The 25,655-nt window shown below is 65.7% G+C and carries 35 protein-coding genes; 16 read left to right on the forward strand and 19 right to left on the reverse strand.

The features are described from left to right. Window positions 1-61 precede the first annotated feature (61 nt). Entirely contained in the window at window positions 62-439 is a 378-nt protein-coding gene (locus ACT6UX_RS14290; protein ID WP_444775823.1) for a YkvA family protein, read from the forward strand. Here the strand turns inward: ACT6UX_RS14290 and ACT6UX_RS14295 are convergent. The 6 genes from ACT6UX_RS14295 to ACT6UX_RS14320 are packed head-to-tail and all read right to left on the reverse strand — an operon-like array spanning window position 387 to window position 4,857. Next, window positions 387-1,334, reverse strand: coding sequence for a DMT family transporter (locus tag ACT6UX_RS14295; protein WP_444775824.1), 948 nt, complete (start codon window positions 1,332-1,334; stop codon window positions 387-389). The genes ACT6UX_RS14290 and ACT6UX_RS14295 overlap by 53 nt on opposite strands. After that, window positions 1,334-2,869 carry a class I adenylate-forming enzyme family protein gene (locus ACT6UX_RS14300; RefSeq protein WP_444775825.1) on the reverse strand — a complete coding sequence of 512 codons (1,536 nt, stop codon included), beginning with the start codon at window positions 2,867-2,869 and terminating at the stop codon, window positions 1,334-1,336. The genes ACT6UX_RS14295 and ACT6UX_RS14300 overlap by 1 nt, the downstream gene beginning before the upstream one ends. Next, on the reverse strand, window positions 2,866-3,276 hold the full coding sequence (locus ACT6UX_RS14305; RefSeq protein ID WP_444775826.1) for a type II toxin-antitoxin system VapC family toxin: 411 nt from the start codon (window positions 3,274-3,276) through the stop codon (window positions 2,866-2,868). The genes ACT6UX_RS14300 and ACT6UX_RS14305 overlap by 4 nt, the downstream gene beginning before the upstream one ends. Before the next feature lie 6 nt (window positions 3,277-3,282). Beyond that, window positions 3,283-3,540 carry a type II toxin-antitoxin system Phd/YefM family antitoxin gene (locus ACT6UX_RS14310; protein WP_444775827.1) on the reverse strand — a complete coding sequence of 86 codons (258 nt, stop codon included), beginning with the start codon at window positions 3,538-3,540 and terminating at the stop codon, window positions 3,283-3,285. A 54-nt stretch (window positions 3,541-3,594) separates the two neighbouring features. Next, on the reverse strand, window positions 3,595-4,125 hold the full coding sequence (locus ACT6UX_RS14315) for a GNAT family N-acetyltransferase (RefSeq protein ID WP_444775828.1): 531 nt from the start codon (window positions 4,123-4,125) through the stop codon (window positions 3,595-3,597). A gap of 39 nt (window positions 4,126-4,164) precedes the next feature. Further along, the gene (locus ACT6UX_RS14320) at window positions 4,165-4,857 is read right to left on the reverse strand and encodes a LolA family protein (RefSeq protein ID WP_444775829.1); all 693 of its coding nucleotides are present in this window, start codon (window positions 4,855-4,857) and stop codon (window positions 4,165-4,167) included. A gap of 65 nt (window positions 4,858-4,922) precedes the next feature. Between ACT6UX_RS14320 and ACT6UX_RS14325 the strand changes: the two genes are divergently transcribed. The 8 genes from ACT6UX_RS14325 (at window position 4,923) to ACT6UX_RS14360 (ending at window position 13,295) form a co-directional block, all read left to right on the forward strand. After that, window positions 4,923-6,050 carry an LLM class flavin-dependent oxidoreductase gene (locus ACT6UX_RS14325; RefSeq protein WP_444775830.1) on the forward strand — a complete coding sequence of 376 codons (1,128 nt, stop codon included), beginning with the start codon at window positions 4,923-4,925 and terminating at the stop codon, window positions 6,048-6,050. 181 nt (window positions 6,051-6,231) lie between these two features. Continuing rightward, on the forward strand, window positions 6,232-7,395 hold the full coding sequence (locus tag ACT6UX_RS14330; RefSeq protein ID WP_444775895.1) for a patatin-like phospholipase family protein: 1,164 nt from the start codon (window positions 6,232-6,234) through the stop codon (window positions 7,393-7,395). Beyond that, window positions 7,392-8,147 carry an acetoacetate decarboxylase gene (locus tag ACT6UX_RS14335; RefSeq protein ID WP_444775831.1) on the forward strand — a complete coding sequence of 252 codons (756 nt, stop codon included), beginning with the start codon at window positions 7,392-7,394 and terminating at the stop codon, window positions 8,145-8,147. The genes ACT6UX_RS14330 and ACT6UX_RS14335 overlap by 4 nt, the downstream gene beginning before the upstream one ends. Window positions 8,148-8,171: 24 nt before the next feature. After that, window positions 8,172-8,954, forward strand: a complete 783-nt coding sequence (locus tag ACT6UX_RS14340; RefSeq protein ID WP_428678252.1) for a 3-hydroxybutyrate dehydrogenase — start codon at window positions 8,172-8,174, stop codon at window positions 8,952-8,954. A 164-nt stretch (window positions 8,955-9,118) separates the two neighbouring features. Beyond that, the gene (locus ACT6UX_RS14345; RefSeq protein WP_444775832.1) at window positions 9,119-10,078 is read left to right on the forward strand and encodes an OmpA family protein; all 960 of its coding nucleotides are present in this window, start codon (window positions 9,119-9,121) and stop codon (window positions 10,076-10,078) included. Window positions 10,079-10,178: 100 nt separating this feature from the next. Then, the gene (locus ACT6UX_RS14350) at window positions 10,179-11,042 is read left to right on the forward strand and encodes a TauD/TfdA dioxygenase family protein (protein ID WP_444775833.1); all 864 of its coding nucleotides are present in this window, start codon (window positions 10,179-10,181) and stop codon (window positions 11,040-11,042) included. A gap of 56 nt (window positions 11,043-11,098) precedes the next feature. Continuing rightward, window positions 11,099-12,004, forward strand: coding sequence for a tripartite tricarboxylate transporter substrate-binding protein (locus tag ACT6UX_RS14355; protein WP_444775834.1), 906 nt, complete (start codon window positions 11,099-11,101; stop codon window positions 12,002-12,004). A gap of 106 nt (window positions 12,005-12,110) precedes the next feature. Then, complete coding sequence (locus ACT6UX_RS14360) at window positions 12,111-13,295, forward strand: acyl-CoA dehydrogenase family protein (protein WP_444775835.1); 1,185 nt, start codon at window positions 12,111-12,113, stop codon at window positions 13,293-13,295. A 22-nt stretch (window positions 13,296-13,317) separates the two neighbouring features. Here ACT6UX_RS14360 and ACT6UX_RS14365 read toward each other — a convergent pair whose 3' ends face one another. Next, window positions 13,318-13,575 (reverse strand): hypothetical protein, encoded by a 258-nt coding sequence (locus tag ACT6UX_RS14365; RefSeq protein ID WP_444775836.1) that lies wholly within the window; start codon window positions 13,573-13,575, stop codon window positions 13,318-13,320. A gap of 176 nt (window positions 13,576-13,751) precedes the next feature. On the opposite strand from ACT6UX_RS14365, the gene ACT6UX_RS14370 reads away from it, so the two are divergent. After that, entirely contained in the window at window positions 13,752-14,279 is a 528-nt protein-coding gene (locus tag ACT6UX_RS14370) for a hypothetical protein (protein ID WP_444775837.1), read from the forward strand. 166 nt (window positions 14,280-14,445) lie between these two features. On the opposite strand, the gene ACT6UX_RS14375 is transcribed toward ACT6UX_RS14370, so the two are convergent. Beyond that, window positions 14,446-15,123 carry a nitroreductase gene (locus tag ACT6UX_RS14375; protein WP_444775838.1) on the reverse strand — a complete coding sequence of 226 codons (678 nt, stop codon included), beginning with the start codon at window positions 15,121-15,123 and terminating at the stop codon, window positions 14,446-14,448. Between the two features lie 282 nt (window positions 15,124-15,405). Between ACT6UX_RS14375 and ACT6UX_RS14380 the strand changes: the two genes are divergently transcribed. Further along, the gene (locus ACT6UX_RS14380; RefSeq protein ID WP_444775839.1) at window positions 15,406-15,753 is read left to right on the forward strand and encodes a hypothetical protein; all 348 of its coding nucleotides are present in this window, start codon (window positions 15,406-15,408) and stop codon (window positions 15,751-15,753) included. Between the two features lie 71 nt (window positions 15,754-15,824). Here the strand turns inward: ACT6UX_RS14380 and ACT6UX_RS14385 are convergent, their stop codons facing one another. From ACT6UX_RS14385 to ACT6UX_RS14395, 3 genes are all read right to left on the reverse strand, one after another. Next, window positions 15,825-15,992 (reverse strand): hypothetical protein, encoded by a 168-nt coding sequence (locus tag ACT6UX_RS14385; protein ID WP_444775840.1) that lies wholly within the window; start codon window positions 15,990-15,992, stop codon window positions 15,825-15,827. Between the two features lie 243 nt (window positions 15,993-16,235). Further along, window positions 16,236-16,430 carry a hypothetical protein gene (locus ACT6UX_RS14390; RefSeq protein WP_444775841.1) on the reverse strand — a complete coding sequence of 65 codons (195 nt, stop codon included), beginning with the start codon at window positions 16,428-16,430 and terminating at the stop codon, window positions 16,236-16,238. A gap of 146 nt (window positions 16,431-16,576) precedes the next feature. Beyond that, on the reverse strand, window positions 16,577-16,891 hold the full coding sequence (locus ACT6UX_RS14395) for a hypothetical protein (protein ID WP_444775842.1): 315 nt from the start codon (window positions 16,889-16,891) through the stop codon (window positions 16,577-16,579). A gap of 637 nt (window positions 16,892-17,528) precedes the next feature. On the opposite strand from ACT6UX_RS14395, the gene ACT6UX_RS14400 reads away from it, so the two are divergent. Both ACT6UX_RS14400 and ACT6UX_RS14405 read left to right on the forward strand, forming a co-directional pair. Beyond that, window positions 17,529-17,657, forward strand: a complete 129-nt coding sequence (locus tag ACT6UX_RS14400; RefSeq protein ID WP_444775843.1) for a hypothetical protein — start codon at window positions 17,529-17,531, stop codon at window positions 17,655-17,657. Then, window positions 17,654-17,938: an acyl carrier protein gene (locus tag ACT6UX_RS14405; RefSeq protein ID WP_444775844.1), complete on the forward strand. Its 285-nt coding sequence runs from the start codon at window positions 17,654-17,656 to the stop codon at window positions 17,936-17,938. The genes ACT6UX_RS14400 and ACT6UX_RS14405 overlap by 4 nt, the downstream gene beginning before the upstream one ends. Before the next feature lie 40 nt (window positions 17,939-17,978). Here the strand turns inward: ACT6UX_RS14405 and ACT6UX_RS14410 are convergent, their stop codons facing one another. The 3 genes from ACT6UX_RS14410 to asd form a co-directional block, all read right to left on the reverse strand. Further along, window positions 17,979-18,365, reverse strand: coding sequence for a hypothetical protein (locus tag ACT6UX_RS14410; protein ID WP_444775845.1), 387 nt, complete (start codon window positions 18,363-18,365; stop codon window positions 17,979-17,981). 105 nt (window positions 18,366-18,470) lie between these two features. Continuing rightward, window positions 18,471-18,794, reverse strand: coding sequence for a hypothetical protein (locus ACT6UX_RS14415; RefSeq protein WP_444775846.1), 324 nt, complete (start codon window positions 18,792-18,794; stop codon window positions 18,471-18,473). Window positions 18,795-18,913: 119 nt separating this feature from the next. Then, a complete protein-coding gene (asd, locus tag ACT6UX_RS14420; protein WP_444775847.1) occupies window positions 18,914-19,786 on the reverse strand; it encodes an archaetidylserine decarboxylase in 873 nt (290 codons plus the stop codon). A gap of 35 nt (window positions 19,787-19,821) precedes the next feature. Here asd and ACT6UX_RS14425 point away from each other — a divergent pair, with 35 nt between their 5' ends. Continuing rightward, window positions 19,822-21,537, forward strand: coding sequence for an aminotransferase class III-fold pyridoxal phosphate-dependent enzyme (locus ACT6UX_RS14425; RefSeq protein ID WP_444775848.1), 1,716 nt, complete (start codon window positions 19,822-19,824; stop codon window positions 21,535-21,537). Here the strand turns inward: ACT6UX_RS14425 and ACT6UX_RS14430 are convergent. From ACT6UX_RS14430 to ACT6UX_RS14440, 3 genes are read right to left on the reverse strand one after another with little or no spacing between them, the layout of a single operon-like run. After that, window positions 21,520-22,236, reverse strand: a complete 717-nt coding sequence (locus ACT6UX_RS14430; protein ID WP_444775849.1) for a hypothetical protein — start codon at window positions 22,234-22,236, stop codon at window positions 21,520-21,522. The genes ACT6UX_RS14425 and ACT6UX_RS14430 overlap by 18 nt on opposite strands. A 28-nt stretch (window positions 22,237-22,264) precedes the next feature. After that, the gene (locus ACT6UX_RS14435; RefSeq protein ID WP_444775850.1) at window positions 22,265-23,107 is read right to left on the reverse strand and encodes a hypothetical protein; all 843 of its coding nucleotides are present in this window, start codon (window positions 23,105-23,107) and stop codon (window positions 22,265-22,267) included. Further along, window positions 23,104-23,772 carry a methyltransferase gene (locus ACT6UX_RS14440; RefSeq protein ID WP_444775851.1) on the reverse strand — a complete coding sequence of 223 codons (669 nt, stop codon included), beginning with the start codon at window positions 23,770-23,772 and terminating at the stop codon, window positions 23,104-23,106. The genes ACT6UX_RS14435 and ACT6UX_RS14440 overlap by 4 nt, the downstream gene beginning before the upstream one ends. Window positions 23,773-23,973: 201 nt before the next feature. On the opposite strand from ACT6UX_RS14440, the gene ACT6UX_RS14445 reads away from it, so the two are divergent. Further along, window positions 23,974-24,282, forward strand: coding sequence for a hypothetical protein (locus ACT6UX_RS14445; protein ID WP_444775852.1), 309 nt, complete (start codon window positions 23,974-23,976; stop codon window positions 24,280-24,282). A 37-nt stretch (window positions 24,283-24,319) separates the two neighbouring features. Here ACT6UX_RS14445 and ACT6UX_RS14450 read toward each other — a convergent pair whose 3' ends face one another. Next, window positions 24,320-24,565, reverse strand: coding sequence for a hypothetical protein (locus ACT6UX_RS14450; RefSeq protein WP_444775853.1), 246 nt, complete (start codon window positions 24,563-24,565; stop codon window positions 24,320-24,322). 221 nt (window positions 24,566-24,786) lie between these two features. On the opposite strand from ACT6UX_RS14450, the gene ACT6UX_RS14455 reads away from it, so the two are divergent. Beyond that, complete coding sequence (locus ACT6UX_RS14455; RefSeq protein WP_444775854.1) at window positions 24,787-25,041, forward strand: hypothetical protein; 255 nt, start codon at window positions 24,787-24,789, stop codon at window positions 25,039-25,041. 63 nt (window positions 25,042-25,104) lie between these two features. On the opposite strand, the gene ACT6UX_RS14460 is transcribed toward ACT6UX_RS14455, so the two are convergent. Beyond that, window positions 25,105-25,296 carry a hypothetical protein gene (locus ACT6UX_RS14460; RefSeq protein WP_444775855.1) on the reverse strand — a complete coding sequence of 64 codons (192 nt, stop codon included), beginning with the start codon at window positions 25,294-25,296 and terminating at the stop codon, window positions 25,105-25,107. Window positions 25,297-25,655: the final 359 nt, after the last annotated feature.

The raw sequence follows: 25,655 nt of genomic DNA on the forward strand, positions 1-25,655 counted from the left end.
GGCGCTTTTAGCATTTCCATCCCCCTTGCCAAGCGGGCCCGCCGACCCAACCTTTCCCTGCATGAGCGATGCATCCGACCTGGTCCGGAACGAGACGACCGTCCGCCGGAACTTCTGGCACAAGGCCCGCCGCACCTTGGGGCGCGTGCCCTTCACCGAGGATGCCGTCGCGGCCTTCTATTGTGCCAGCGACAGCGCCACGCCGCTGCCGATCCGGGCGACCCTGTTCGGGGCACTGGCCTATTTCGTGCTGCCGTTCGACGCCATTCCCGACCTGCTGCTGGGCCTGGGCTTCACCGACGATGCGGCCATCATGGTCGCGGCCTTCACCGCCGCCCGCATGCACATCACGGAAGACCATCGCGCGCGGGCCCGGGCCTGGCTGCTCAAGGAGCAGGGCCGGACGGGGGCCCGCCCGGAGGCTTCTCCGGCGGGGTGACCGTAGCGGCGCGCCGCCGCTCGCGCGCCACCACATGCTCGCGGTGGGCGATGTAGAGCGCCGAGGCGATGACGATGGCGGCGCCGACATAGGTCCAGACGACAGGCATCTCGTTCCACATCAGCCAGCCCATGAACACCGCGAAGGGCAGGCGCATGTATTCGAACGGCGCGATGGCCGACATTTCGCCGGACTTGAAGGCCTGCACCCAGAAATACTGACCGACCGTGGCAGAGGAGGCGATGCCGATCGCCAGCACCCAGCCGAACAGGTCGGGCCACCGCCACACCCAAATCGCCGGCCCCGCGAGAAACAGAGTCGAGAAGATCGCGAACTGCGTCAGGATCATCAGCGGCGATTCGGAATCGGAGAGGCGCTTCACCAGCAGGATCGAGATGGCGACGCAGGCCGCGTTGGCCAGCGCCACCAGCGCGCCGAGCTGCAGGCTGCCCTCGCCCGGCCGCACCATCACCAGCACGCCGACGAAGCCCACGACCGTGGCGGTCCAGCGCCGCCAGCGGACTTTCTCCTTGGCGATGAGCGCGGCCACCACGACGGAGAAGAGCGGCTGCGAGAAGGCGATGGCCGTGGCATCGGCCAGCGGCAGCATCGAGATGGCGTAGAAGCCCAGCACCATCGAGGTGGTGCCCATGAAAGTGCGCCAGAAATGACCCTTGATGCGTTGGCTGAGCCAGGGCTTCACCTTCCCCGTCATCATCAGCGGCAGCAGCATGATGACGGAGAGGATCGCACGGAAGAAGGCGGTCTGGACGCTCTCGATCTGCTCCGAAAGCAGGCGGATCATCACACCCGTCGAAGTGAAGATGAACCCGCCGCTCACCAGCCACAGCGCCCCCTGCACGTTGGGCGGCAGGCGCCGCAGCCAGTCCCGCATCAGATCTTCCGCTCGTGACCGACCCAGAACGGCTCGCGCAGCGTCTTCTTGAGCACCTTGCCGACGGGGCTGCGCGGCAGGGCGGGCGTGAAGTCGACCGACTTCGGCGCCTTGACGCCGCCGAGCTTGTCCTTGGCCAGCTGGATCAGTTCCTCGGCGGTCGCCTGCGCCCCCGGCTTCAGCTCGACTACGGCCTTCACCGCCTCGCCCCACTTCTCGTCGGGCACGCCGATCACGGCGCAATCCTGCACCGCGGGATGGCCCCACAGGACCTGCTCGACCTCGCTGGGGAAGACGTTGAAGCCGCCGGAGATGATCATGTCCTTCTTGCGATCGACGATGTAGACGAAGCCGTCCTCGTCGATGACGCCGATGTCGCCGGTATGGTGCCAGCCGAAGGCCGAGGCCTCGGCCGTCGCCTCGACGTTGTTGTAGTAGCCCTTCATGACGAGATTGCCGCGCACGACGATCTCACCCCGCTGCCCGCGAGCCAGGAGCCTGCCCGCATCGTCCATCACCTCGAGCCGGACCAGCGGCGAGACCTTGCCGCAGCTTGCGAGCCGGTGACGGTTGTTGGTCTCGAGTGCGGTCACGTGATCTTCCGGTGAGAAGAAGGTGCAGATCATGCAGGCTTCCGCCTGGCCGTAGGTCTGGGTCAGCACCGGGCCGAACACCTTCACGGCCTCGACCAGCTTGTCGACCGACATCGGTGCCGAGGCATAGACCAGATGCTGAAGCGAACTGTAGTCGTACTTGCCCACGTCGGGATGTGCGAGGAGCATGTAGATCAGGGTCGGCGGCATGTAGACATGCGTGACCTTGTGCTTCTCGATTGCGGCCAGAATGCCGCCGGGATCGGCCGTGCCCATGAAGATGTTGGTGCCGCCGAAGGCCAGCAGCGGAAACGAGCAGACGCCCGCCGCATGCGTCATCGGCGCCACCATCAGATGGACCGGCGGCGACTTCACCGGCATGCAGGCCCAGAAGATCGAGTTCATCGTCTCGATGTTGCCGTTGGTGATCTGCACGCCCTTGGGCCGGCCCGTCGTGCCGCCCGAACTGGCGAGGAACGCCACGTCGTCCGGCGCATCCGGGAGATCAGGCGCCACGTCCTCCTGCGCCGCCAGCCATGTCTCGAAGGACGGCGTATCGATGCAGACGAAGCCGGTGATGCGCGGGCAGGCCTCGCGAATGCGCGCGAGGTAACCTTCGAAACTGGAATGGTAGAACAATACCTCCACGTCGGTGTTGTTCAGGATGTAGAGGTTCTCCTCCAGCGCGTTGCGCGCATTGACTGGCGCCCAGGTGACACCCGCGCGCACGATGCCCAGCAGGCAGGCATAGGCCGCCGCATGGTTCGGACTGTAAACGGCGGCCTTCGAGCCGCGCCCGAGCCCCATCGCCAGTAGCCCGTTGGCGACTCGATGGGTCTGGCCCCGCACCTCGCGATAGGTCCAGCCGCGCGTTCCGTCGTGCAGGCAATGCCGCTCCGGATAGAGATCGGCGCCACGGTCGAAATAGTCGATCAGCCTCATCGCGACACCTGAAAGGGATTGAAGGTCTGGACGTCGAACGGGATGAAGTTGCGGACATTGCGGGTCACGACGGTGAGCCCATGGACCAGCGCCGTGGCGGCAATGCGGGCATCGTCCGCCAGCGTGTCCGACTTGCCGTGCATCAACTTGGCCCAGGCCCTGAAAATCACCGCATCCATCGGCAGCACCTCGTAGGCACGCGCGACTTCGTCGGCCCAACGTTCGATCTCTGCGGCGCGACCGGGGTCCTGGTCCCGGGTCAATTCGATGCCGGCCTGGATCTCACCAAGCGTAACGGCAGAGAGCCGGAGCAGGCGGTGATCGGCTTCCCGAAGCCAGGCCACGACGCTTCCGTGAGGACGGGCACGCCGCAGTTCGGAAACGACATTGGTGTCGAGCAGATACACGCGACGTCAATCGAAGCGCGGCGGCGCCCGCCGCGGATGCCGCCCGCGCGGCGGTACCTTCAGATCGCCGCGCGCTTCCTCGGAAAGCAGAAGCTCCTTCAGCGTCCGTACGGTCGCGCCGCGCAGGCGGCGCCACTCCTCGATCGGAACGAGGACGGCAGCCTCGCTGCCGCGCCGGGTGACCAGCTGGGGACCGTTGCGGAGGCAATCCTCGAGCATCTCGCTGAACCGCGCCTTGGCGTCCTGGACAGGCCAAGTCTTCATCCCACCCTCCTGACTGGTTAGATGACTAGTCTGAAGATAGAGGCTGCGACCGCCTCAGGCAACCGGCAGGGTGGTGTCGCCCGGTCCGAGCGGCCGTTCCATGAGAACGCTGTCGAGCCAGCGACCGAACTTGAAGCCGACGCTCTTAAGGGTGCCCACCATCGCGAAGCCGCAGGAGGCGTGGAGGTTGATCGAGGCTACATGTTTGGAATCGCCGATCACTGCGATCATCTGGCGGCGGCCGTCGCGGGCGCACAGGTCGATCAGCGGCACGAGCAGCGCCTTGCCGACACCCTGCCCGACCGCGTCCTTGTCGATGTAGATCGAGTTCTCGACCGTGAAGCGGTAGGCCGGGCGGGTGCGGTAGAGGCCGGCATAGGCGTAGCCCAGCAGGCGCCCCTCCTTCTCGGCAACGATATAGGGCAGGCCGAGATCGAGAACCGCGGCGCGGCGCTGGCGCATTTCGGCCACGTCCGGCGGATCGACCTCGAAGGAGGCCGTCCCGTGCAGCACATGATGTCCGTAGATCTCGGCGCAACGCGCCACGTCGGCCTCGGTCGAGGCCCTCACCGTCAATCCGCTCACGTCTTCCGTCTCCACGCCAGTTCCGGCAGGAGTATAGACCTAGTTGCGATCGACGCCGCGCCGGATGGCACCGGCATCCGGACCATCGAACTTGAAGAGATTTGCCGCCAGCGGCAGGCCGGTCTGCAGGCCGTTCAGGGAAACGTCGACCCGCTGGCCGCGGCTGTCGATGATGGACCAGCCGCGCAGCACCATCGGGTTCTCGTTGACCCGGACGATGACCTTGCCTTCGTTGGGCTTGCGGGTCTGGCTCATGGTGAGCTGCAGCATTCCGTCTGCGCGCTCGACCTTCTCGACCGTGAGATCTCCGCCCTGCAGCACCAACGGCTCACGCACCAGGAAGGAGGCGGCGGTCCAGCCGATCGGCCACTGGCCGAAGTCGCGGTTGGCGATGTCCCACATCGTCACCTGGCTGCCGTCCGCCACGATCTTGAGCTGCGACGGCGGATCGTATTCGAAGCGCATGCGGCCGGGTCGGCTCACCGAAAGTGTGCCCTGAACCACGGTGCCGTTCGGGTTCGACTGCACGAAACGGGCCTGCAGGGTGCGGATGGCGTTGAAATAGCGCTCCACCTCCGCAACCTGCGGATTGGAGGCGGGAGCCTGGGCCAGAGCGGGCGCCTGAGCCTGCGCCTCGAGGGCGCCGACCGAGAGTAGGGCAACGGAGGAGAGAGCGGCGAGCAGGAAGCGCATCCGGCGGATATGACGGTCGAATACGGCGGAATCAAGCATCGGCAGGGACTTCCCAATCACATGAACGGCCGTTTACCATGCGGCCATCAGCAGGAGGTAACGCCATGCATGTCGGAATGGCTGCAGTCTTCCAGAACACCGGCCGCACGCTCAGCGACCGCCAGATCTACCTGAACGAGCTGGCGCTGGCCGACATGGCCGAGCCGCTGGGCTTCGAATCGATCTGGTCGGTCGAACATCATTTCACCGACTACACGATGTGCCCCGACGTGGTGCAGTTCCTGTCGTACATGGCCGGCCGGACGAAGCATGTGCGGCTGGGGTCCATGGTGGTCGTGCTGCCCTGGCACGATCCGGTAAGGGTCGCCGAACAGATCTCCATGCTCGACCATCTCTCGGGCGGCCGCATGATCCTGGGTCTCGGACGCGGCGCGGGGAAGGTCGAGTTCGACGGCTTCCGCCTCGACATGGGCGACAGCCGCGAGCTGTTCGTCGAGTACGGCGAGGCGCTCCTGAAGGGCCTCGAGACCGGCGTGATGGAATACCAGGGCAAGCACTACAAGCAGCCCGCGATCGAGATCCGCCCCGCCCCGTTCAAGAGCTTTCGCGGGCGCACCTATGCCGCCGCCGTCTCGCCCGAGAGCGCGCGCATCATGGCGCGGCTGGGCGTCGGCCTGCTGATCATCCCGCAGAAGCCGTGGCGCGAGGTCGAGAAGGAACTCACCGAGTACAATACGCTCTATCGCGAGATCAACGGCACGGACGCGCCGCAGCCGATCTCGGCCGGCTGGACCTTCGTCGACGAGAGCGCCGAGCGGGCGCGCGAGATGGCTGTGAAGTATATCGGTGGCTACTATCGCACGGTTCTCGACCACTACCAGTTCGCCGGCGCCCACATGAAGAACCAGCGCGGCTACGAGTACTACGCCAAGATGAACGAGAAGCTTGCGGTCTACGGCGACCAGAAGGCGATCGAGTTCTTCGCCGATCTGCAGGTCTACGGCACCCCGGAGCAGGTCTACGGGAAGATCCTGGCGATCCATGAACAGACGAAGAACTGCGCCTATGTCGGCGTCTTCTCCTATGCCGGCATGCCGCACGAGGAAGCGGCGCGGAACATGAACCTGTTCGCCCGCACGGTGCTGCCGGAACTGCGGAAGTTCGATGCCGGTGCGGCGGTGGACCGCGCCGCCCCCCTGCCCGACCTGCGCTTTGCCGCCGCGGCGGCGTAAAAGGCGAGCAGGCCATGCCTGCTATCGGGCCCTCCCGGCTGGTCCAGCTTCGCCATTGTAATGTACACATAATGGCGGCCGCCTGATTTCGGCCTGCAATTTGCGGAACAGCCATTGCCGCCATCCGGCGGGCACGCCAGAAAGCCACGTTGCGGTGCCGCACCACGAGGGAGAAAGCGCGATCAGTATCCAGTCCGTACCCCGACCCCGCCCTCCCTTCGAGCGCATTGCCCTGTTGCTGCAGGGTGGTGGAGCGCTGGGCTCCTACCAGGCCGGCGTCTATCAGGCGCTCGCCGAGGCCAACCTGCATCCCGACTGGGTCGCCGGAATCTCGATCGGCGCGATCAACTCCGCGCTGATCGCCGGCAACCCGCCGGACAGCCGTGTCGAGAAGCTGCGCACCTTCTGGGAGACCATCTCACGGCCGCCGCTAGGGTTGCCGATGATGAAGGGCCTCGAATTCAGCAGCGACATGGAACACCAGTTCGTGAACCAGTTGCGTTCCATCGGCATATTGATGTTCGGCGCGCCGGATTTCTTCAAGCCGCGCTTCCCGCCCCCGATCTTCACCCCCGCTGGCAATCCGGGCAACCTCGCCTACTACGACCTCTCGCCGCTCAAGACCCTGCTGGAACGGCTGGTCGACTTCGACCGCATCAACGCCAAGGAAATGCGTTTCAGCGTCGGCGCCACCAACGTCAGGACCGGCAACTTCATCTACTTCGACAACGACACGCACACGATCGGACCGCAGCACGTCATCGCCAGCGCTGCGCTGCCGCCGGGGTTTCCCGCGGCCGAGGTGGACGGCGAGTTCTACTGGGACGGCGGCATCGTCTCGAACACGCCGCTGCAATGGGTGCTCGACGCCCGCCCGCGCGCCGACACGCTGGCCTTCCAGATCGACCTGTGGAGCGCGCGAGGCGACCTGCCGCGCGACATGATCGAGGTCGATACGCGCATGAAGGACATCCGCTACTCCAGCCGCACGCGCGCCGGCACCGACCAGTTCCGCCAGATGCAGGCGCTACGCCGCGCCACCGCCAAGCTGCTGGCCGACATGCCGCCCGAACTGCGGCAGACGCCCGAGGCCGCGCTGGTGGCACAGGAAGCCGACACAAAGGTCTACAACATCATCCATACGATCTATCACGCGCGGAAGTACGAGGGCTCGTCGAAGGACTACGAGTTCTCCCGTCGAACGATGGAAGAGCACTGGGAATCGGGCTACTCCGACATGACCCAAACGCTCGAACATCCGGAAGTCCTGCAGCGTCCGGAGAGCCCGGACGGCGTGTTCACCTTCGACCTGGCCCTGCAGGGCCGCAAGGAGCCGCAGAAATGAAAGTCGACGACGTCCGCAAGAACGCCTTCGCGATGCCGCTCAACAACCCGAGCTATCCGAAGCCGCCGTACAAATTCTACAACCGCGAATTCGTCGTCATCACCTACCGCACCGATCCCGAGGTGCTGCGCGCCCTGGTACCGGAGCCGCTGGAGGTCGTGGGCGACACGGTGAACTACGAATTCATCCGCATGCCCGATTCGACGGGCTTCGGTGACTACACCGAGACCGGACAGGTCATCCCGGTGCGCTTCAAGGACAAGGATGGCCAGGTGCAGGAAGGCGGCTACGTGCACGCCATGTACCTCGACGACAATTCGCCGATCGCCGGCGGTCGCGAGATCTGGGGCTTCCCCAAGAAGCTCGCCTCGCCCAAGATCAGCCACGAGAACGAGACGCTGGTCTGCACGCTGCACTACGGCTCGGTGCTCTGCGTCAGCGCGACGATGGGCTACAAGCACCGCGAGATCGACCCTGCGCCGCTCATCAAGGCGCTGGCCAAACCGGCCTTCATGATCAAGATCATCCCGCACGTCGACTGCACGCCTCGCATCTGCGAACTCGTGCGCTACTACTGCGAGGACGTGACCTTGAAGGGCGCCTGGACCGGGCCTGCCGCCCTCCAGCTCTTCGATCATGCCATGTGCGACGTCTCGCGCCTGCCGGTGCGGGAGGTCGTCTCGGCCAGCCACTATGTCACCGACCTGACGCTGGGCCTTGGTGAAGTGGTCTTCGATTATCTCGCAAAGTAACCGGCAAGAGAGAAGGATCAGCGAATGTCGCGTTTCACGGGAAGAATTGCCATCGTCACGGGCGCCGCTTCGGGCATCGGCAAGGAAATCGCACTCCGCCTGGCCGCCGAGGGCGGCACGCCGGTCATTGCCGACCTCAACCTTGATGCCGCGACCGCCACGGCCAACGAGATCAAGGCCAAGGGCGGCGATGCCTTCGCCGTGGCCATGAACGTCACCGACGAGGCACAGGTCGAAAAGGGTGTTGCCGACACGATCGCGAAGTACGGCAAGATCGACATCCTGGTCAGCAACGCCGGCATCCAGATCGTCAAGCCGCTGGTCGACTTCCCCTTCGCCGACTGGAAGAAGCTGCTGTCGATCCATCTCGACGGCGCCTTCCTCACGACCAAGGCCTGCCTGAAGCACATGTACAAGGCCAAGTACGGCCGCGTCGTCTACATGGGCTCCGTGCATTCCAAGGAGGCCTCCAAGCTGAAGGCCCCTTACGTCACCGCCAAGCACGGCCTGATCGGCCTCAGCAAGGTGCTGGCAAAGGAAGGCGCGGAATACAACGTCGCCTCCAACGTCGTGTGCCCGGGCTTCGTGCGCACGCCGCTGGTCGAGAAGCAGATTCCCGAGCAGGCGGCGGAACTGAAGATCACAGAGGAAGAGGTGATCAAGAACGTCATGCTGAAGGACACGATCGACGGCCAGTTCACCACGACCGACGATGTGGCCGACGCGGTCCTCTTCTATGCCGCGGCCAAGAGCACGGTGCACAGCGGCCAGTCCGCCGTGGTCAGCCACGGCTGGTTCATGCAGTAAGCCTGTTTATGCAGTAGGCCTGCCACACTGTTGCCCTGCTGCCACGGTCGCAGGCTCCGTGGCCTCCGGTTCCCCGGAAGCAGCAACTTAATCTCGGCAACCCTCGTTGGTGTCGCGTGCGTCCGTCAGCCCGGACGCGTCACCCAACGAGGGATTGTTTGAAAATGAAAAAGGCACTTCTCGCTGCTGCAGCACTGATGGCTGTACCCATGGCCGCCAACGCGCAGTCGATGTGGAGCCCCGGCCCGTCCAACCCCGGTATCTACATCGGTGGTGAAGGCGGCCTGAACTGGCTGCTGAACAACAACAACTACAATATGGACCTCGGCTACGCGGTCGGCGGCTTCGTCGGCTACGACTTCGTGGGTCCCAGGGTCGAGTTGGAAGGCGTGTTCCGGTCGAACAACGGCACGGGCACGGCCAACTTCGGCAACATCTTCAGCAATACGAGCGGCCGCATCGAGCAGCTCGCCGTCATGGCCAACCTGCTGTACGACTTCATCCCGGGCGCGACCATCACCCCGTATATCGGCGCCGGCGCCGGTATCGCCTTCGCGGACTCGTCGATCAACGGCTGCTCGCTCTGCAGCACCCAGTTCGCTTACCAGGGCATCATCGGCCTGGGCTGGAACGTCGACCAGAACTTCCGCGTGAACCTGGACGGCCGCTACTACGGCACGACGAATCCGGGCATGTACCAGAACAACAACATCACGACGATGTTGAGCGTCGCCTACAAGTTCGGCCAGCCGGCCGCGGCGCCGATGCCTGCGCCGACCGCCCCGGCCGTGGCGCCGCCGTCCTTCATGGTGTTCTTCGACTGGGATCGCGCGAACCTGAGCGACCAGGCCCTGACCACCATCCGCCAGGCCGCTTCGGCCTACAAGCAGAAGGGCAACGCCCGCATCACCGCCACCGGTCACACCGACACGTCGGGCGCGCCGGCCTACAACATGGCGCTGTCTCTGCGTCGTGCGAATGCCGTCAAGGATGCGCTGGTCCGCGAGGGCGTGCCGGCGACCAACATCGCCGTCCTCGGCCGTGGCGAGCAGGGTCTGCTGGTGCAGACCGGCCCGAATGTCCGCGAGCCGCAGAACCGCCGCGTCGAGATCGTGATCCAGTAATCGGGTCTCAGATTCCAAAGCACGAACGGCCGGGCATCGCCCGGCCGTTCTCTTTTGGGGCGAGTGCACTAGACTGGCGAAAACGATCAGGAGGATCCGCATGCCACGCGCCTTCGACATTGCCCCGCTCGACGCCACGTTCGGCGCCGTCATCACCGGCGTGAAGCTCACCGAACTCGACGATGACGGATGGCACGAACTGCATGCGGCCTGGCTCGAATACGCCCTTCTCGTCTTCCCCGATCAGCATCTCACGCGCGACGAGCAGATCGCCTTCGCCCGCCGCTTCGGCCCGCTCGAGTTCGAGATGGCCGCGATCAGCAACGTGCGCGCCGACGGCAGCCTGCGGGTCGAGAGCGACAACGACGACATGATGAAGATCCTGAAGGGCAACATGGGCTGGCATGCCGACAGCACCTACATGCCGGTCCAGGCCAAGGGCGCGGTGTTCAGCGCCGAGGTCGTACCGACAATCGGCGGCCAGACCGGCTTCGCCGACATGCGCGCCGCCTACGACGCGCTAGACGAGGATCTCAAGGCGCGCGTGGAGACTCTGCAGGCCCGACACTCGCTCCACTTCAGCCAGTCGAAGCTCGGCCATCAGACGAAGAAGGCAGATGGTGAATACAGCGGCTACGGGCTGCACGACGGGCCAGTGCCGCTGCGGCCGCTGGTGAAGACCCATCCCGAGACCGGCCGCAAGTCGCTGCTGATCGGCCGCCATGCCCACGCCATTCCCGGCATGGAGCCGGCCGAGTCCGAGCGCTTCCTGCAGGAGCTGATCGACTTCGCCTGCCAGCCGCCGCGTATCCATCATCACGACTGGGCACCGGGCGACGCGGTGCTGTGGGACAATCGCTGCCTGCTGCACCAGGCGACACCGTGGGACATGAGCCAGCAGCGCATCATGTGGCACAGCCGCATCGCCGGCGACCCGGCCAGCGAGACCGCGCTCGCGAGTTGACGTATCATCGCCGCATGAAGCTGGCCCGGCGGGACGCGCTGCGTGGGACTGCTGCTATGGCCGCAGCAGCGTTGACCGGTGGCCGCGCCCATGCCGCGACGGAGGCGGTTCGCCTGATCTGCGGCTTCGGCGTCGGCAATCCCACCGACCTCTGCGCCCAGCTCATCCAGGACGGATTTTCGGCCGCGCTCAACGAGCCCGTCGAGTTCGACTACACGCTGGGCCAGGCCGGCCGCCGGGCCGCCCTCCAGGTGATCGACGCCGCGCCCGACGGGCGGATGCTGCTGATCGCCGAAATCCTGAACCTCGCGCTGCAGGAGACGCCGGCCGAGCCGCTCCTGTCGCGGCTCCAGCCGATCGCCAAGGTGACGCGCGGCTTCTCGACCGCCCTGGTGGTGAACGAACTCTCCGATATCCGCGCCTGGCCGTACCTGGTCGCCGCCGCTCGCGCCAATCGCCTGAAGGCTGCGACGATGGGCGCCGAGACGACCATCGGCCTCCTGCTGGCGCTGGTCGAACGTCGCTTGAAGCTATCCTTTGAGGCGATCGACGTGGCCGGCACCAACGCCGCCGTCGACATGCTGCTGACGCGCCGCGCCGACATCGCGGCCGTCGATACGCGGACCGCGCTGCTCCACAATGCCCGCAATCGCACGAAGCTCCGCGTGCTGGCGACCTCGGGCGCCCGCCGCTCGCCGCAACTGCCGGACGTTCCGACCCTGGGCGAGCTGGTCGGGGACGAGAAGCTCGCCTACACGATCAGCTTCGGCGTGTTCGCGCCGGCGTCGACACCTTCGGCGGTGGCGCACCGGCTGACAGCCGCGCTGCTGGGATTGCGCACCGACAGGTCGGTGCAGACCCAGGCCCGCCTCGCCAACATTCCCCTGCAGTTAGACGGACCCTCCGCGATCCTCGAGGCGGTCGCGCGCGACCGACGCGTCGCGGCCGACCTCGCCGGATAGGGCTCCTTTCGCTGGGTAGTGGCACGCGCGGGCGATCGATTGACCGGCAACACGCGCAGTCCAGTATGGACGCGAAAGCAGATCACGACGCCTTCCCGAGGATTCCATGGACACCCGCGTTCAGCCGGCCCCCACCCTCAGCGCCCCGGAGAGGGCGCGCGCCCTGCAGTCGCAGCTCGACGCGCACGGCGCGGAGATGGACCGTCGCCGCGACCTCACGCCCGAGGTGGTCGAAGCGCTCGTGGGTCAGGACATGCTGCGACTGCTCCTGCCGCGCAGGCTCGGCGGGCAGGAACTGCCCCTGCTCGACTTCTGCCGGACCGTCGAGGCCATCGCCTATGCCGACGCCAGCACCGCCTGGTTCGTCAACCAGTCGAACGTCTCCTCCGCAACCTCGGCCGCGGCCATGCCGCCCGAGACGGCGGCCGCCCTGTTCGGCAGTCCCGGCGTCGGCCTCGCCTGGGGCGCGCGCAACGGCAGCAGCCGGGCGGTGCGGGTCGAGGGTGGCTACCGGCTGAGCGGCACCTGGAGTTTCGCCAGCGGCGGTCGGCACACCACTTGGATGGGCGCGCACAGCGCCGCGCAGAATCCCGACGGGACACCGCATCATCGTTACGGCCGACCCGACGACCGCAGCTTCCTCTTCAAGCGGAGCGACGCGAGGATCGTCGACGACTGGTTCGTGCTGGGCCTGCGCGGCACCGGCAGCGACACCTATACGGTCGAAGATCTCTTCGTACCCGATGCCCAGGCGCCGGCGCGCGACGCTTTGGAGGAGAGGCGCGAACCCGGGCCGCTCTACACGATGGGCTCGACGCTGCTCTATGCCAGCGGCTTCTGCAGTGTGACGCTCGGTGTCGCGCGGCGCCTCCTCGAAGCCTATGTCGATCTGGCGCGCGGCAAGCACAGCCGCGCCTCGATCAACCCCATGTCGGCCAACAATGCGGTCCAGCGCGAGATCGCCCTGCTCGAGGCAAAGCTCTCGGCCGCCCGCGCCTACCTGCATGCCGAGGTGTGCGAGACCTACGACGCGGCGGCCAATGGCACGCTCGACATCGACCGCCGTATGCGGCTCAGGCTCGCGACCACACATGGCATGAACGAAGCGACCGACGTTTCGATCGCGGCCTATCGCGCCGCCGGAACCACGGCGATCCTGGACTCGGCCCCCTTCGAGCGCCGCTTCCGCGACGCCATGAGCGCCAGCCAGCATCTGCAGGCCATGATGGGCCATGTCGAAATGGTCGGACGCCACATCCTCGGCGTCGACAACAAGCTCCAGAATCTCTGAGGAGTCGAAAGGCGCGCGCCGCTCAGCCCGCGTCGGCCCGGTGCGACGGTGGCGCCAGCCAGAGCCTTCCTGGTGCGCACATGTTGAAGACATCAGTGATGAATTCGCCATCCGTCCTGAGAATGACCTCGCACTTGCCGTAGCCGGGACTATTCTCGAACACATATACCGCGTCATGCTCGTGGATCTGCTTCGCCGCGGGATTGCGGGCCGCGAAGTCAGCGACCGTATGGCCGACCCACCCGGGCGAGGGCTGCGGATTATCGCGGCCGACCTTCAAGCCGTCACAGCCAGTGAGAAGGGCAAGGGACAGGAGGACGCTGGTGACACGAAGCATGTCGGGACGGTGCCGCGTAATAGCCGAACGCGCAACCCCGATCCTCGTGGAAGAGCCTCCCTGAACTGGATCGCGCGGCCGTTTCCTGATCAACTGCCCGGACTGCTTGAGGGCCTCGAATGCTCGTATACGTCAGCCGCGCGAATGCAATCATCGTTTTCAGGGAAAAGACAACGGAGGGCAAACCGGAGCGCACCCGCGTAGCGATCATCAAGACCCCGAAGCTCAAGGTTCGCCTCTCCTCCGAAGCAAAGCCGACCGATGAGGAAGCAAAGGAAGTCAACGATTTCGCAAACGGCCTCAAACTCGCGAGCAAGGAGCGCAAGGACGCAATTCTCGGATTCGCGAGTTCGACGGATCACGCCGTCAAGTTCTTTGAGACAGGGGCCGCCGAGATCGACAAGCAGCTGATCGCAAGCACCATCCGGTCCGCCGTCCAGGCGACACGCGTCCGGAAGGATGTCGCCAACCGTGCCGAAAAGCCGGCACCTCCCACCCCTGAAGTGATTGCCGCGACGCTCCATCAACTGCTGCTCCAGCACGTCTCCGGAAGGGTGACGGGCAACACGGACGGAAAGAAGACGTCAGTCTTTGGCTCCTGCGACCTGGTCGCGGTGGCGCGGGGCCTGCTGTCGGCAAAGCCGTGAGGAAGCGCACCGACTGACCGGCAGGCCATTCGGTCATCGATTCCTCGCTCCCCCGAGGGACGTGTTCGCGCCAAGCAAAGGCCGCGCCTTCGTTGCGGAAATCAACCTATCAGCGCCGCGGAAAAGACCGTTGCACTCTGGTCAATGGAGGGGAGATGGCTGCGCCCTAGTCGTCGAAGCCGACGAACACCGTGGCTTCACCGACGGACTTCCGTTCGGACACGACCACGTTGGCCGGGAAGCTCTCGTCTGGCCAGCCGAGCGCAACGCTCTTCATGATGACCTGGTCGTCGGCAATTCCGGCATGTTCGCGCACCACCGGCGACTGCATGATGCCCTGGCTGTTGATGACGGCGCCGAGCCCGCGCGACCAGGCGGCATTGACCAGCGCCGTCGTCACGGCACCGCAATCGAACGGCGTGTCGTCGCTGCCGTCCAGCACGCGGTCGTAGGTCACGATGATGCACACCGGTGCGTCGAACTGGCGGAAGCCGCGCAACACCCAGTCCTGCCGCATCTCCTTGTCGTCGCGTGCGATCCCCATCGCGGAGAACAGTTGCTTGGCGACGCCGACCTGCCGGTCGCGATGGGGACCCGCAAAGGGCTGTCCCGTCCGGAACTCCCGCGACTGGGGGACGCCCGCCAGCATGCGCTCCGTGTTGCCGGCGCGGATCCGGTCCAGCGGTTCGCCGGTGATGACATAGAAATTCCACGGCTGGGTGTTCATCGACGACGGCGCGCGCATTGCCAGCGTTATGATCTCCTCGATCAGAGCCCGGGGAACCGGTTCGGGCTTGTAACCGCGGATGCTCCGGCGACCGAGGATAACGTCATCGAACTGCATTGCTCTGGTTCCCCGGAAGCCTCGTGAGTGAGCTCCAATTCTTCCGGCATTGCGGCCATTACGCAAGACAGACAGCCCGATTCGCGGCAAACCAAACGCCCCTGCAGAAGAAGGCCTTCCCGTCGCGGCTATATCGATTTGCCGCGAGACACTTGGGCCGCCTCCTCGATCAAGGCGGCGACCGCCTCGGGCTTCGAAACGTAGACGGCGTGGCTTCCCGCTCCCTCGCGTACGGTGGATCGCGCACGCAATGCCATGCCGCGTTGAGTTGACGTGCCGCGCGTGCGCCTCGATCTCCTCGGCGGTCAGAAGCGTGTTGTGGATGGGCTCGCCCTGAAAATCGCCATCGCGCATGATCTCCGTGCCACCCGGCACCTCGGTGTAGAAGGCGAACGCGCGCTCCATGTTCTGGACCGTCAGGCCGAAATGCTGCACGCCCCACAGACGCGCCCCGAGCGCACAGCCGCGCAGTTCGGCGACACGTTTCGCCTGCATATTGCCGACCTTGCCGTCCTCGATGCGCGCCTGGATGCTCCAGAAGGAGAAGGAGCACCTCGGCCCGGTACGTTCAGGATCGCCTGCGGATCGCCGGAAGCCCCGCGCAGGATCCGCCGCAGCGCGACGATATGAACCTTCAGGTTGCTCGCATGCACGAAGCTGTCCGGCCAGGCATGCGCTTCGAGGTCGGCATGGGAAACGAGTTAGCCTGCCCGCTCGACCAGCAGAGTGAGGATGTCCCGTGCCCGGCCGCCGACCCTCACGTGCTCGCCGTCGCGCAGCAGCAGCTGGCGGTGCGGGATGAGACAGAATCCGTCGAACGAGAACGAGTGTTCCGCCGAAGGAGGCTCACCGGGTGCCCGAACTTTCATGACGCATCCAAGGTCGATCGGAAGGCTGGCAGCGACCGGCGAGGCGCTTGGCGCGCGTGCCGGCGGCGATGGTGCAGCCGTCCTTCGACGGCGTCCAGCAGGTCAAGACCGGGCGGGGCCCCGCCTCGCCTATACGCGTCTCGACCCTGCCGTCGAGTGGCCGACCCGGGTTCGATCCCGACGCAGATTTCGCGTGATCCATTCAGGCAGTGCCTCCGTAACGCTGCTTGGGAAACCCCAACGCTAGCCGCGGGCGGGCGTTTTGCTGTTCGGTTCGAGATGTCGGCTGAAGGACACGGAGAGTTCGGGCGCCTGGAAGCGGCGCTGATGAAGGCCCGGGAACGGCTCTTGCGCGTGCGCTTTGCCGTCGGCGACGCGCGCGCCATTCGGGCGGCGGAAGAACTGGTCTTGCGCGCCGAGGCTGCTCTCGACGGCCATCGGGCAGGCCACCTCGCGCGAGGATCCGACGTCATGATGGTCGCCGCCGGCCCGGCATCGACCGGAAGTGGAGAATCGCCCTCTACAGTGATGGCGCCGAGCGGAACAGGTGATGGGGGGCCGCGTCGGGACGCAGAAACCCAGATCTAGCGATCGAGGGTGCGCGCACTTGCGCGGACCGCGGCTTTTTCCAGCCACCGCCGGGCCTGATCGGTCTTGTTGAAGATTCGCATCGGCCGCCGCGGCGTAGCCAGAATGCCGAGAACCCGCGACAGCAGCTGGAACTTCTCGCCGGGAATGACGACGGCCAGAGCGCCCAGCGCCCTGCCCCCGGCGTGAAGGCTGCGCATGCGGACGCCAATATTGAGGATTTCGAAAGCGGTCATCCGGGTGTCCGCGTCGCTGGCATCGAACAGCTTGCGGTAGCCGAGAGCCTTCGAGCTGACCAGGATATCCAGCATGCGATGGACTTCGTCCGCCTCGACGAAGCCCGAGCAGGCGACCTCGAACAGCCTCTTTTCCGAACTGATAGTCCAATGCAAGGGCATCGCCGTGCTTTCACCGCGTGTGCTGCCGGTCGCGGTCAGTCAGCAACACATATTGTTTGCCTCCTCACTGTAATATTCTCGAACTTCCATTGAAACCGGATTTCCGGCCCCCACAGGCTTGGTCAGGCGAAGCGTTGAGAGCGTCACACCCCGCCGGGCGAAGCTGCTCGCCCGGGCGTGGCTGTTCACGGATCCCTCCGTGACGCCCCCCTCGCGATGGTATAAAAAATGGCACCATTGTTCGAATATCCGGCGTGCAATGGCTGAGAGATGTATGTGCTCCCGCCCTCACCGAGGAGCATGCGTGAATCACTGGTACGATCCGTCCGACTCTCCTCCCGCGACCGCCGCGGATTTCGTGGTCTCTTCCGCTTTGGCGCGCGCGCGACGCGGCTGACCTTCGATGGCGAGCATCCCGAGGCCTCCGAACAAAGCTCCACGCGAACCGCCTCCCGGCTCCCGGCGACCGCCGCCGCCCCCCACGGCACCGCCACGCGAGCCACCGCCCGGTCCACCGCCGGCGTGAGTCTCCTTTCGAGGGAACCCTGCCATGATCGACAAATCGATCCTGCTCATCCCCGACGCGCCGATCACCCTGCGCCGGGTCACCGTCGGTGAATCCCGGCCCGCCCCATCGCCCGGCTGCGATGGCCAGATCAACATGAGGTCGACCAGATGACCCCCGGCACCGAGACCACCTCTCCCCTTCCCCCTGGACTGGATACGCTCCCGGCCCAGGTGCGGCAGATCGTGGGCACCATCCTGGGCATTTCGCCCGACCGCGCCATCGGGAGCGCCGCCCTGGTCGCCGACCTCGGCGCGACCAGCCTCGATTTCGTCGAGTTGGTGATGGCGATCGAGGATGTCTTCGGCGTTGAAATCCCCGACACCGATGCCGACAGGCTGATCACCGTCGACGACCTCATCTCACTTGTTGCACGAGCACGGGCGAAGCGATGAGCAGCGATCGCTGGCGCTGAAAAGCCGGCGCCGGCCCTTATCAGTGTCCGGGCTCTGCGCGCCCGGGTGACCCCGGAAGATTCTCCTTCAACCACCTCCGAGCCTCGTGGAGACTCCTGAACAGTCGCGTGGGCCGATCGCTCCCGGTGGCTTCGGCGAAGCTGTCGGCGAACCCGTTGCGTGCGGGATCCACAACGAAAGCGACGGGACCGCGCGCGGCCGCATCGCGCCCGCCCCGGAGCATCGCCGCGATGTCGTTGACCTGTTCCCTGGTCAGGCTCGACGCCGAGCCTGTAACGTCGATGATCTTCGCGTAACCGGGCACGTTCGCCTCGATGAGCTTCCGGGTGCATTCGGCAATCTCGTCGGCGCCCACGTGGCCGCGGGCGACGATGACCACGACCCGGTCGAGCGGTACGATGTCCATATAGATCGGCATTGAACTCCCGGCAGGCGCGTCTCCCGCCAGGTGTAACGCTCGGCCGGACCAAAGGTTCGTGCGTATCTCCGTCCTGACCGCCCTCTGTCACTCCTAGAGCATCGAGTCGAGCATCCAGGGCGGGGCTTCGGCGAGCAGCCGATAGAGGTCGGCTCTTATGTCGTCTACCGTCACCGCCGACCCGCCACCGAGGGCGACCATCGTCGTCCTGCCGAGGGACAGCGAACGGCGGCAGGCCCGGAATGCGGCATCCTGGGCCAGCGAAAGGTTGCCGTCTCGAAGATGGGCAACCGCCTGCGCCAGCAGGTCGGACTGACGCGCCTCGGGCTTCTCCGCGACCGCCTCGACATGGTTCAGAGCGTCGCGAATCTGCTGGGCAACGGCGATGAAGGAGGGAGCTTCCTGTTTGTCGGCCATGCGCCTCCATAGCATGATGCCGGAATGGCCGGTCACCGAACTGACATGCCGGCCTCACGAGACGGCAACGCGACTGTTGCATTGGAAAGGGAGTGTCCGCCTCCCGCTCCCCGGTCGCATCAGGGCAGAACCATCAGGCGCTGGCCCATCCGGATCTTCGTGCCGTCGGCGATGCCGTCGCACAGGCGAAAGCCGCGCGGGGCGAAGACGATGATCGTGGAACCGTGCTCGAACCAGCCCAGCTCGTCGCCGCGTCGCACGCGCGTCGAACAGGCGATGTCGGCCGCACCGCGATAGTTCATGTTCATCACCACGTCGAGGAAGTGCAGCCGGATACCGGCGACCAGGATCGCCGCGACCGGCACCAGCGTTACGGGGTGGCCACCTGCGGCGAGGCGAAGCCGCAGTACGGCGCGCTCGTTGCGGCAGAACAGGCGTTCGACCCGCCTGAGCGCGATCGGGTTCACGTTCCAGGTGTCGCCCGACACGTAGGTCACGCGCTCGACCGTCGCGTCGTGCGGCGCGTGGAAGCGATGATACATGCTCGAGGTCAGACGCAGCGTGACATAGGTGCCGTCGCGACAGGTCTCGACGAGGCCCGGATCAATCAGCAGATCCTCGAGCCGGTACGGGAAACCCTTGGTCTGGAACAGCTCGGTCCCCCGAACGGCGCCGCACGCCCCGACGATGCCGTCGCAGGGACTGATCATCACCGAAGGATCGCCGTCGAGCGGCCGGGCGCCGGCGCGCAGCTCGCGCGTGAAGCAGTCGCGCAGGCTCGCAAAGGACTGCTCCTTCGCCTCGGCGAGATCGAGATCGGTGAACAGGCGCCAGACCGCGATCGCGGCGCGGGCCAGGGCCGGGCTCTCGATGCGGCTGAACCAGCCCATCCAGCGCGTCGCGAGCCGGCGCGGGATGCGGTTGGTCAGCAGGAAATTGATGTCCTCCTGCTGGAGGACCTTCAGCAGTTGCGACTGCACGCTTTTGGCCACGTCGAAAACTCCGGGGACGCTGGATGATGAACCTGATGGATGGTGAGACCCTCGCGGTGCTGGCCGCGGGAGTGTTGGCGCTGGGGCTGCTGGGACCGAGGCTGCGCGGCCGCCTGCAGCTCTCGCGGGCCAAGCATCGCTCCCTCGCCGGCCATGCACGGATGTCGAGGCGGATCGCCGGCCTGGTCCCGCGCTACGTCTATGAAGGCGACCTGTTCTTCCGCGCCGACGATGCGAGCGAAGCCGTCGCCGCCCGCCGCAAAGCCGGCTTCGAGGCGCTGGCGAAGACCTTGCGGTCGGACGATGGCCGCATGCTGCAGCTGACCTCGGAGGCGACGCGCCACATCTCCGACCTGCAGTTCACCGAAAGCTACCGGGTCCCGTTCCAGTTCAGCCCGCTCGTTCGCGCGGCGCTGCCGGCCGGCGCCTTCGTCGCCTCGTCCGAGGGCGTCCAGGTCACTGACCTCGACGGCACGGCGCGCTACGACCTCAGCGGCTCCTACGGAGTCAACCTGCTGGGCTACGACTTCTACAAGGGCTGCATGGAACGCGGCGCCCGCCGCGTCGCCGGACTGGGTCCTGTGCTCGGGGCCTATCCCGATCTCGTGGCCGACAATGCGCGGAGACTCGCGCGTATCTCGGGCAAGCCGGAAGTGTCGTTCCACATGTCGGGCACGGAAGCGGTGATGCAGGCCGTACGGCTGGCGCGCTACCACACCGGCCGTTCCCATCTCGTGCGCTTCTGCGGCGCCTACAATGGCTGGTGGGGCGACGTACAGCCCGGCGTCGGCAATCCGGTGGTCGCGCACGATACCTACACCTTGGCCGATCTCTCGGAGAAGAGCCTCGCCGTGTTGCGCCGCCGCACCGACATCGCCTGCGTGCTGGTCAACCCGATCCAGGCCATGCATCCCAACCAGGGCGCACCCGCCGATTCCACCTTGATCGCCAGCCGGCCCGACCGCGGCGTCAGCCGAGAAAACTATGCCGCCTGGCTGAAGGCCCTGCGCCAGGTCTGCACGGAGCGCGGCATCGTCCTCATCCTCGACGAAGTCTTCGTCGGCTTCCGGCTCGCGGCCGGCGGCGCCCAGGGCTATTTCGGCGTCGAGGCCGACCTCGTGACCTACGGCAAGACGGTGGGCGGCGGTTTTCCGATCGGCGTCGTGTGCGGCGACCACCGGCTGATGAAGCGGTTCCGCGATGATCGCCCTGCCGACATCTGCTTCGCGCGCGGCACCTTCAACGCCCATCCCTATGTGATGGGGGCGATGAACGAATTCCTGCTGCACCTCGACTCCCCCGGGATGAAGCAAGTTTATCGCGACCTCGACGAGACCTGGGACCGGCGGGCATCCGATCTCAACCGCCGGCTGGCCGAGCGGCACCTGCCGGTGCGCATCAGGCATCTCTCGTCCATCTGGACGGTCTGCTACCCGATCGCCTCGCGCTACCACTGGATGTTCCAGTACTACCTCAAGGCCCATGGCCTTGCGCTGAGCTGGGTGGGCACGGGGCGCCTGATCTTCAGCCTCAACTTCACCGAGGAGCAGTTCCAGGCGGTGGCCGATCGCTTCGTGACGGCGGCCGAAGCGATGCAGCGCGACGGTTGGTGGGAGCCGGGGGCGCTGACCACCGACCGCGCGATCAAGCGGCGCATCCTGCGCGAGATGGCGTCGCATCTGATGGGCTTACCGGGACGGCGCCGCAAGGAGCGCCTGGCCGGACCGCAGCCCCTAGACGCCACCCTTTGAGGCCGGGGCGACGGCGTCCTCGACGACGGCGGCGGGCAGCTCGGGCATGACCTCGTGCAGGATTTCGTCGTGCAGGTTGGCCGGCAGGATGGGAGCCGCGACGGTCTCCGGCGTGTGGCGGCTGTGGCGGCCGGTCAGGAGCTCCCACGGCGCGCGGTGATAGAGCTTGATGTCGTGGAACGGGTCGGTGGCGATCTTGGTCACCCAGACCAGGCCAGTGGTCAGATCCTTGGTCACGAACAGCTGCAGGGCGCGGAAGGCGATGCCGGCCAAGCCGACGACCAGCCACAGCTCGCCCACATGGGTCACAAATCCAGTCCAGTCGGCGTGCGGCGTGAAGACGCCCAGCAGGGTCGGATCGACCACCAGCAGCAGCGGCGACGCCGCCCAGATCGCGAGCAGCACCAGCTTGCGCTTGATATTGTAGCCGACCTTGATCTCCTCCTTGTATTCGTCCGTCGCCTGGTTGACGGCATCGTAGCCGCGCGGCTCGAAGAACAGGTGGCCAACCTGGCGGGTCGTCATCGCGACCAGCCAGCCGATCAGCGCCGCCAGGGCCGGATCGGTGAAGGCGACGACATAGGCGAACAGGAAGCTGGTCGCGCTCAGGAGGTGCAGCGACTGGTTGACCTTGCTGTGATGGTAATAGCGATGGTCGTCCCATCGCTGGACCTTCAACTCGTGCAGGAGTCCGGTCATGGCGTTTTCCTTCGTTTGGGAGGGGGCGCTACAGGTTGACGGTGAAATATCCGAGGGCGGCGACGCCGATCGCGCTCGCGGCAATCGCCGCGAGCGGCACCAGCGGGTGAACGATGTTGAGACGGCGGAACAGGTTGCAGAGATGGCCCACCGCCTTCTGCGCGGGCGTGCGCGGGCTCTTGGAGTATTCCATCGCCGCCTTGACCACGTAGAAGACGGCCGTGTTGGCAGCCAGCGCGAACCGGCCGCGGACGCCGGCGCCCGGCAGGGTCACGAGGTAGTTGCACTTGAGCAGGATGCGCTGCGGCGCGCCCGGCGTGTAGCTGCCCTCGACCCAGTGCAATTCGCGATGGAAGTCGAGCAGGCCGAACTCGTAGGTGGTGAAGGCCTTCTCGACCCGGCTGTCGCCGAACACCACCTTGTAGCTTGCGTCGGACTGGAGATAGATCAGCGCCCGCACGACCATGCTCGACGAGAGAAATCGCAGGTTGCCGTCATAGTGCCTGTCGAACAGGCCCTGGTCGCCGCCGCGATCCTTGTTGTAGTGCGAGATGTAGAGTTCGTCGGTGTGCTTCATCGGCTCGAAGCCGCTGCCGGCTGGAACCTGCCGCACGATCAGCCCGCGGATGACCGGGCTATCGCGCAGCCGGTCGATCAGCGCGACGATCTCCGCGGGCAGCGTCTCGACATAGACGTGGCAGGAGGGCCGCTGGCCGAACTCCTCGCGAAAATGATCCTCGACCCACCGCGACAGGCCGTCGATCAGGGCGCGATCGTCTTGCGTCTCGAAGCGGCCGAGCGTGGCGGGAAACAGGGTCGAGGCGGTGCCCCGCGTGGTGCCGGGAGCGGTGGTGTCGAGAATGTCGGTCACGAGGGTTCCTGGCTGAGATGGCTCGAAGCGATGGCGTCGACCGCGGCGACCGATCCGGCCGCCGCCGTGACCGCGAGGACGAGGAGTCCCACCAGCCGGAGGACCGGCCGGCGGCGCGTTCCCCCCCGCTCCATCGCGAGCAGGCCGATGTTCAACGCGACGTGCAGCGCGGCGAGTGGCCACCACGCGGCGCGGAACGCCGGGTTGAGCAGGGTGCCGCCGAAGGCCATCACGTTTCCGACGATCATCGGGTGGGACATCAGGGAATAGGGAAATTCCGTGACCCGCCGCGCGGGCAACCCGGCCAGCTCGTGGCCGTAGTAGGTCCGGTCGATCCCCAGCACCGCGGCGGCGCGGGCGTTCAGCAGAATGCCGAGGGCGATCGTGCCGAGGGAGAGCCAGTCCGGCGGCGCCTGCAGGTAGACGAAGGCGAGCAACCCGACCGACAGGGCCTTCAGCAGCAGCGCGTCGCGCTTGAAGATCTCGAACGAGTCGACGCCCCAGGCGAAGGCGTACCAGTAGAGGCCGTAATAGACGAAGCTGACGAGGTAGATCGCGACCGCCGGCTCGCGGCCGAGCGCGGCCCCGGCCAGCACGGCGGCGACGATCATCCAGCAAGCGAGAGACGGCCAGCGCTGGTCGAGGATGCTACGAATCCGGGACACCACGCGAAAACCCATATGCCGGGCGTGTTGCCGCCCCATGAAGGATCCGCGTCGGTTCGTTGACCCGTGTCAGGGCCGGTTCGCCGGAAGCGATTCGCCGATGCTCCGAAGGCCGGCAAGCGGGACAGATTCGCACCGCCGTGGAGAACAGCCGCTCAATCCACCTTAGGCTGGGCCACGCCTATCTTTCGGGGAGAGAAGATGAAGCGCATCGGGCTGCTGGCACTGGCCGCGATATTCGTTGCAACGGCTGTGCACGCGGGCGAGCCCGCGAGAGGCAAGGTCTGTGACTGCGATCCGGAAGCGTTTGGAAGACCTACTGGAGCGGGGCTGAATAACGGCGACGCTGAGGCCAGTAATGACTGGGCACTGGGAGGAAACACTTCCAATCGCGCGGGTAAAGTCAGAATCCTGGACGTCGGGACTGCGAGGTTCGTCTCACCGGATTGTCGCGCTGGACGGGAGACCCAGGTCTTCATGGAGTTCCCAGATGGCGGCCAGAATGATTGAGTGTTCCCGCGTTTTCTGAATTGCCCCTGACGCAGGCTCAGGTCGACGAGATCCACAGACCTGGAGCTACTGTAGCCGTGTGGGTTTGGGGGAAGATGCCAGTCTGCTCCCGCAACGCCTTGCGGACCTGGGTGCGGCCGCCGCCGTCATCCTCCTTGTTCAGCGCCATCGTCATGATGCGGTTGGCGCCGCCCTTGCCCAGCGCGTCACAGACCTTGCCGAACTGCTTGAGGATCTGGCCCCGCTCATTGAGCCGGACCTCGAGCGTCTTCAAGGCCACCATAGACGATCCTCCATTCGGGACATCTCGACCCTGGCCCTCTTGCTGAGATCGGCCATGCTGCGGACCGAACTTGGCCAGGACATTATCGGCCCGCATCTCGATGCGCGTGGGCCGACCTCCTGCCACGCAGCCGACGGCGAAAACTGATTGGCGCAATAGCGTTATCGCCGCCGAGGACTGTTGCTTACCTTGGCTGACGACCAACTCGGAAGGCGAACAGCGTGAACACACCGTCAGCAGAAGCGGCAGCCAAGGAGATCTTGCGATTGGCCGTCTGGCAATTGAACACAGAGGCCGGACATGCCTTCAGCCCCGGGGGACTGGTTCGGCATTTCTCGCACTCGCCATGGTCGCCTGAATTGCTCGATGCAGGGCGCCGCTATGCGGCAGAAATGAACTGGATCGCTTCTGCTGGACAAAGAGGAATTGTCATCCTCACTGCCGCGGGCGTCGCGGCAGCTCCGGAAGAAGCCTAAGTCCACAGGCCCGAGGGCAGCGCCCTACGGAGGGATGCCACGGCCCCAAGCCCGGATGTTGAGCTAGTCCTTCTCGGCCCGTAACGGGATCAGGAACGACAGGGCGATGAACAGAAGACCTGGCAGCACGACGATGCCCTCAAGGAGTTCCGGTCCCCTTGGGAAGTGGTGCAGGATTTTCCAGTCGTAGAGCCCCAAGAGCAAAGTTCCCAGTGCTACCCAAGAGCAGCCCCAGAACCGCAGCAATCCAACCATGCAACCTCCAATCGATCGACTGGATGCCGTATGGGAATGAGCTGACGCCTTGCTGAACCCGAAACGAATTTTGGCCATCTCACTGGGGCGCCGCCCTCGCAGGCAACGAAAAGGGCATGGGCCCTTACGATGAAGAAATGATTAGAGAGGTCGCCGAATATCTGACGCTGCCGCCGCTTTCATCAAGGAGATCATTGACGCCACTACACCGATGATCGATGAAGACGACGACCTGTTGTCGCCCCAAGGGTTAACCAAGGCACTGGCGTCCATCTTCGCTGCTACGCTGTCGCCGATGGCCTCGCCACCCTGTCGCTCATCCGAAGTGTCCTTGACGGTGGCATGGCGATCCAGGAAAG

This window comes from Reyranella sp. (assembly GCF_052439685.1).
GTDB lineage: Bacteria > Pseudomonadota > Alphaproteobacteria > Reyranellales > Reyranellaceae > Reyranella.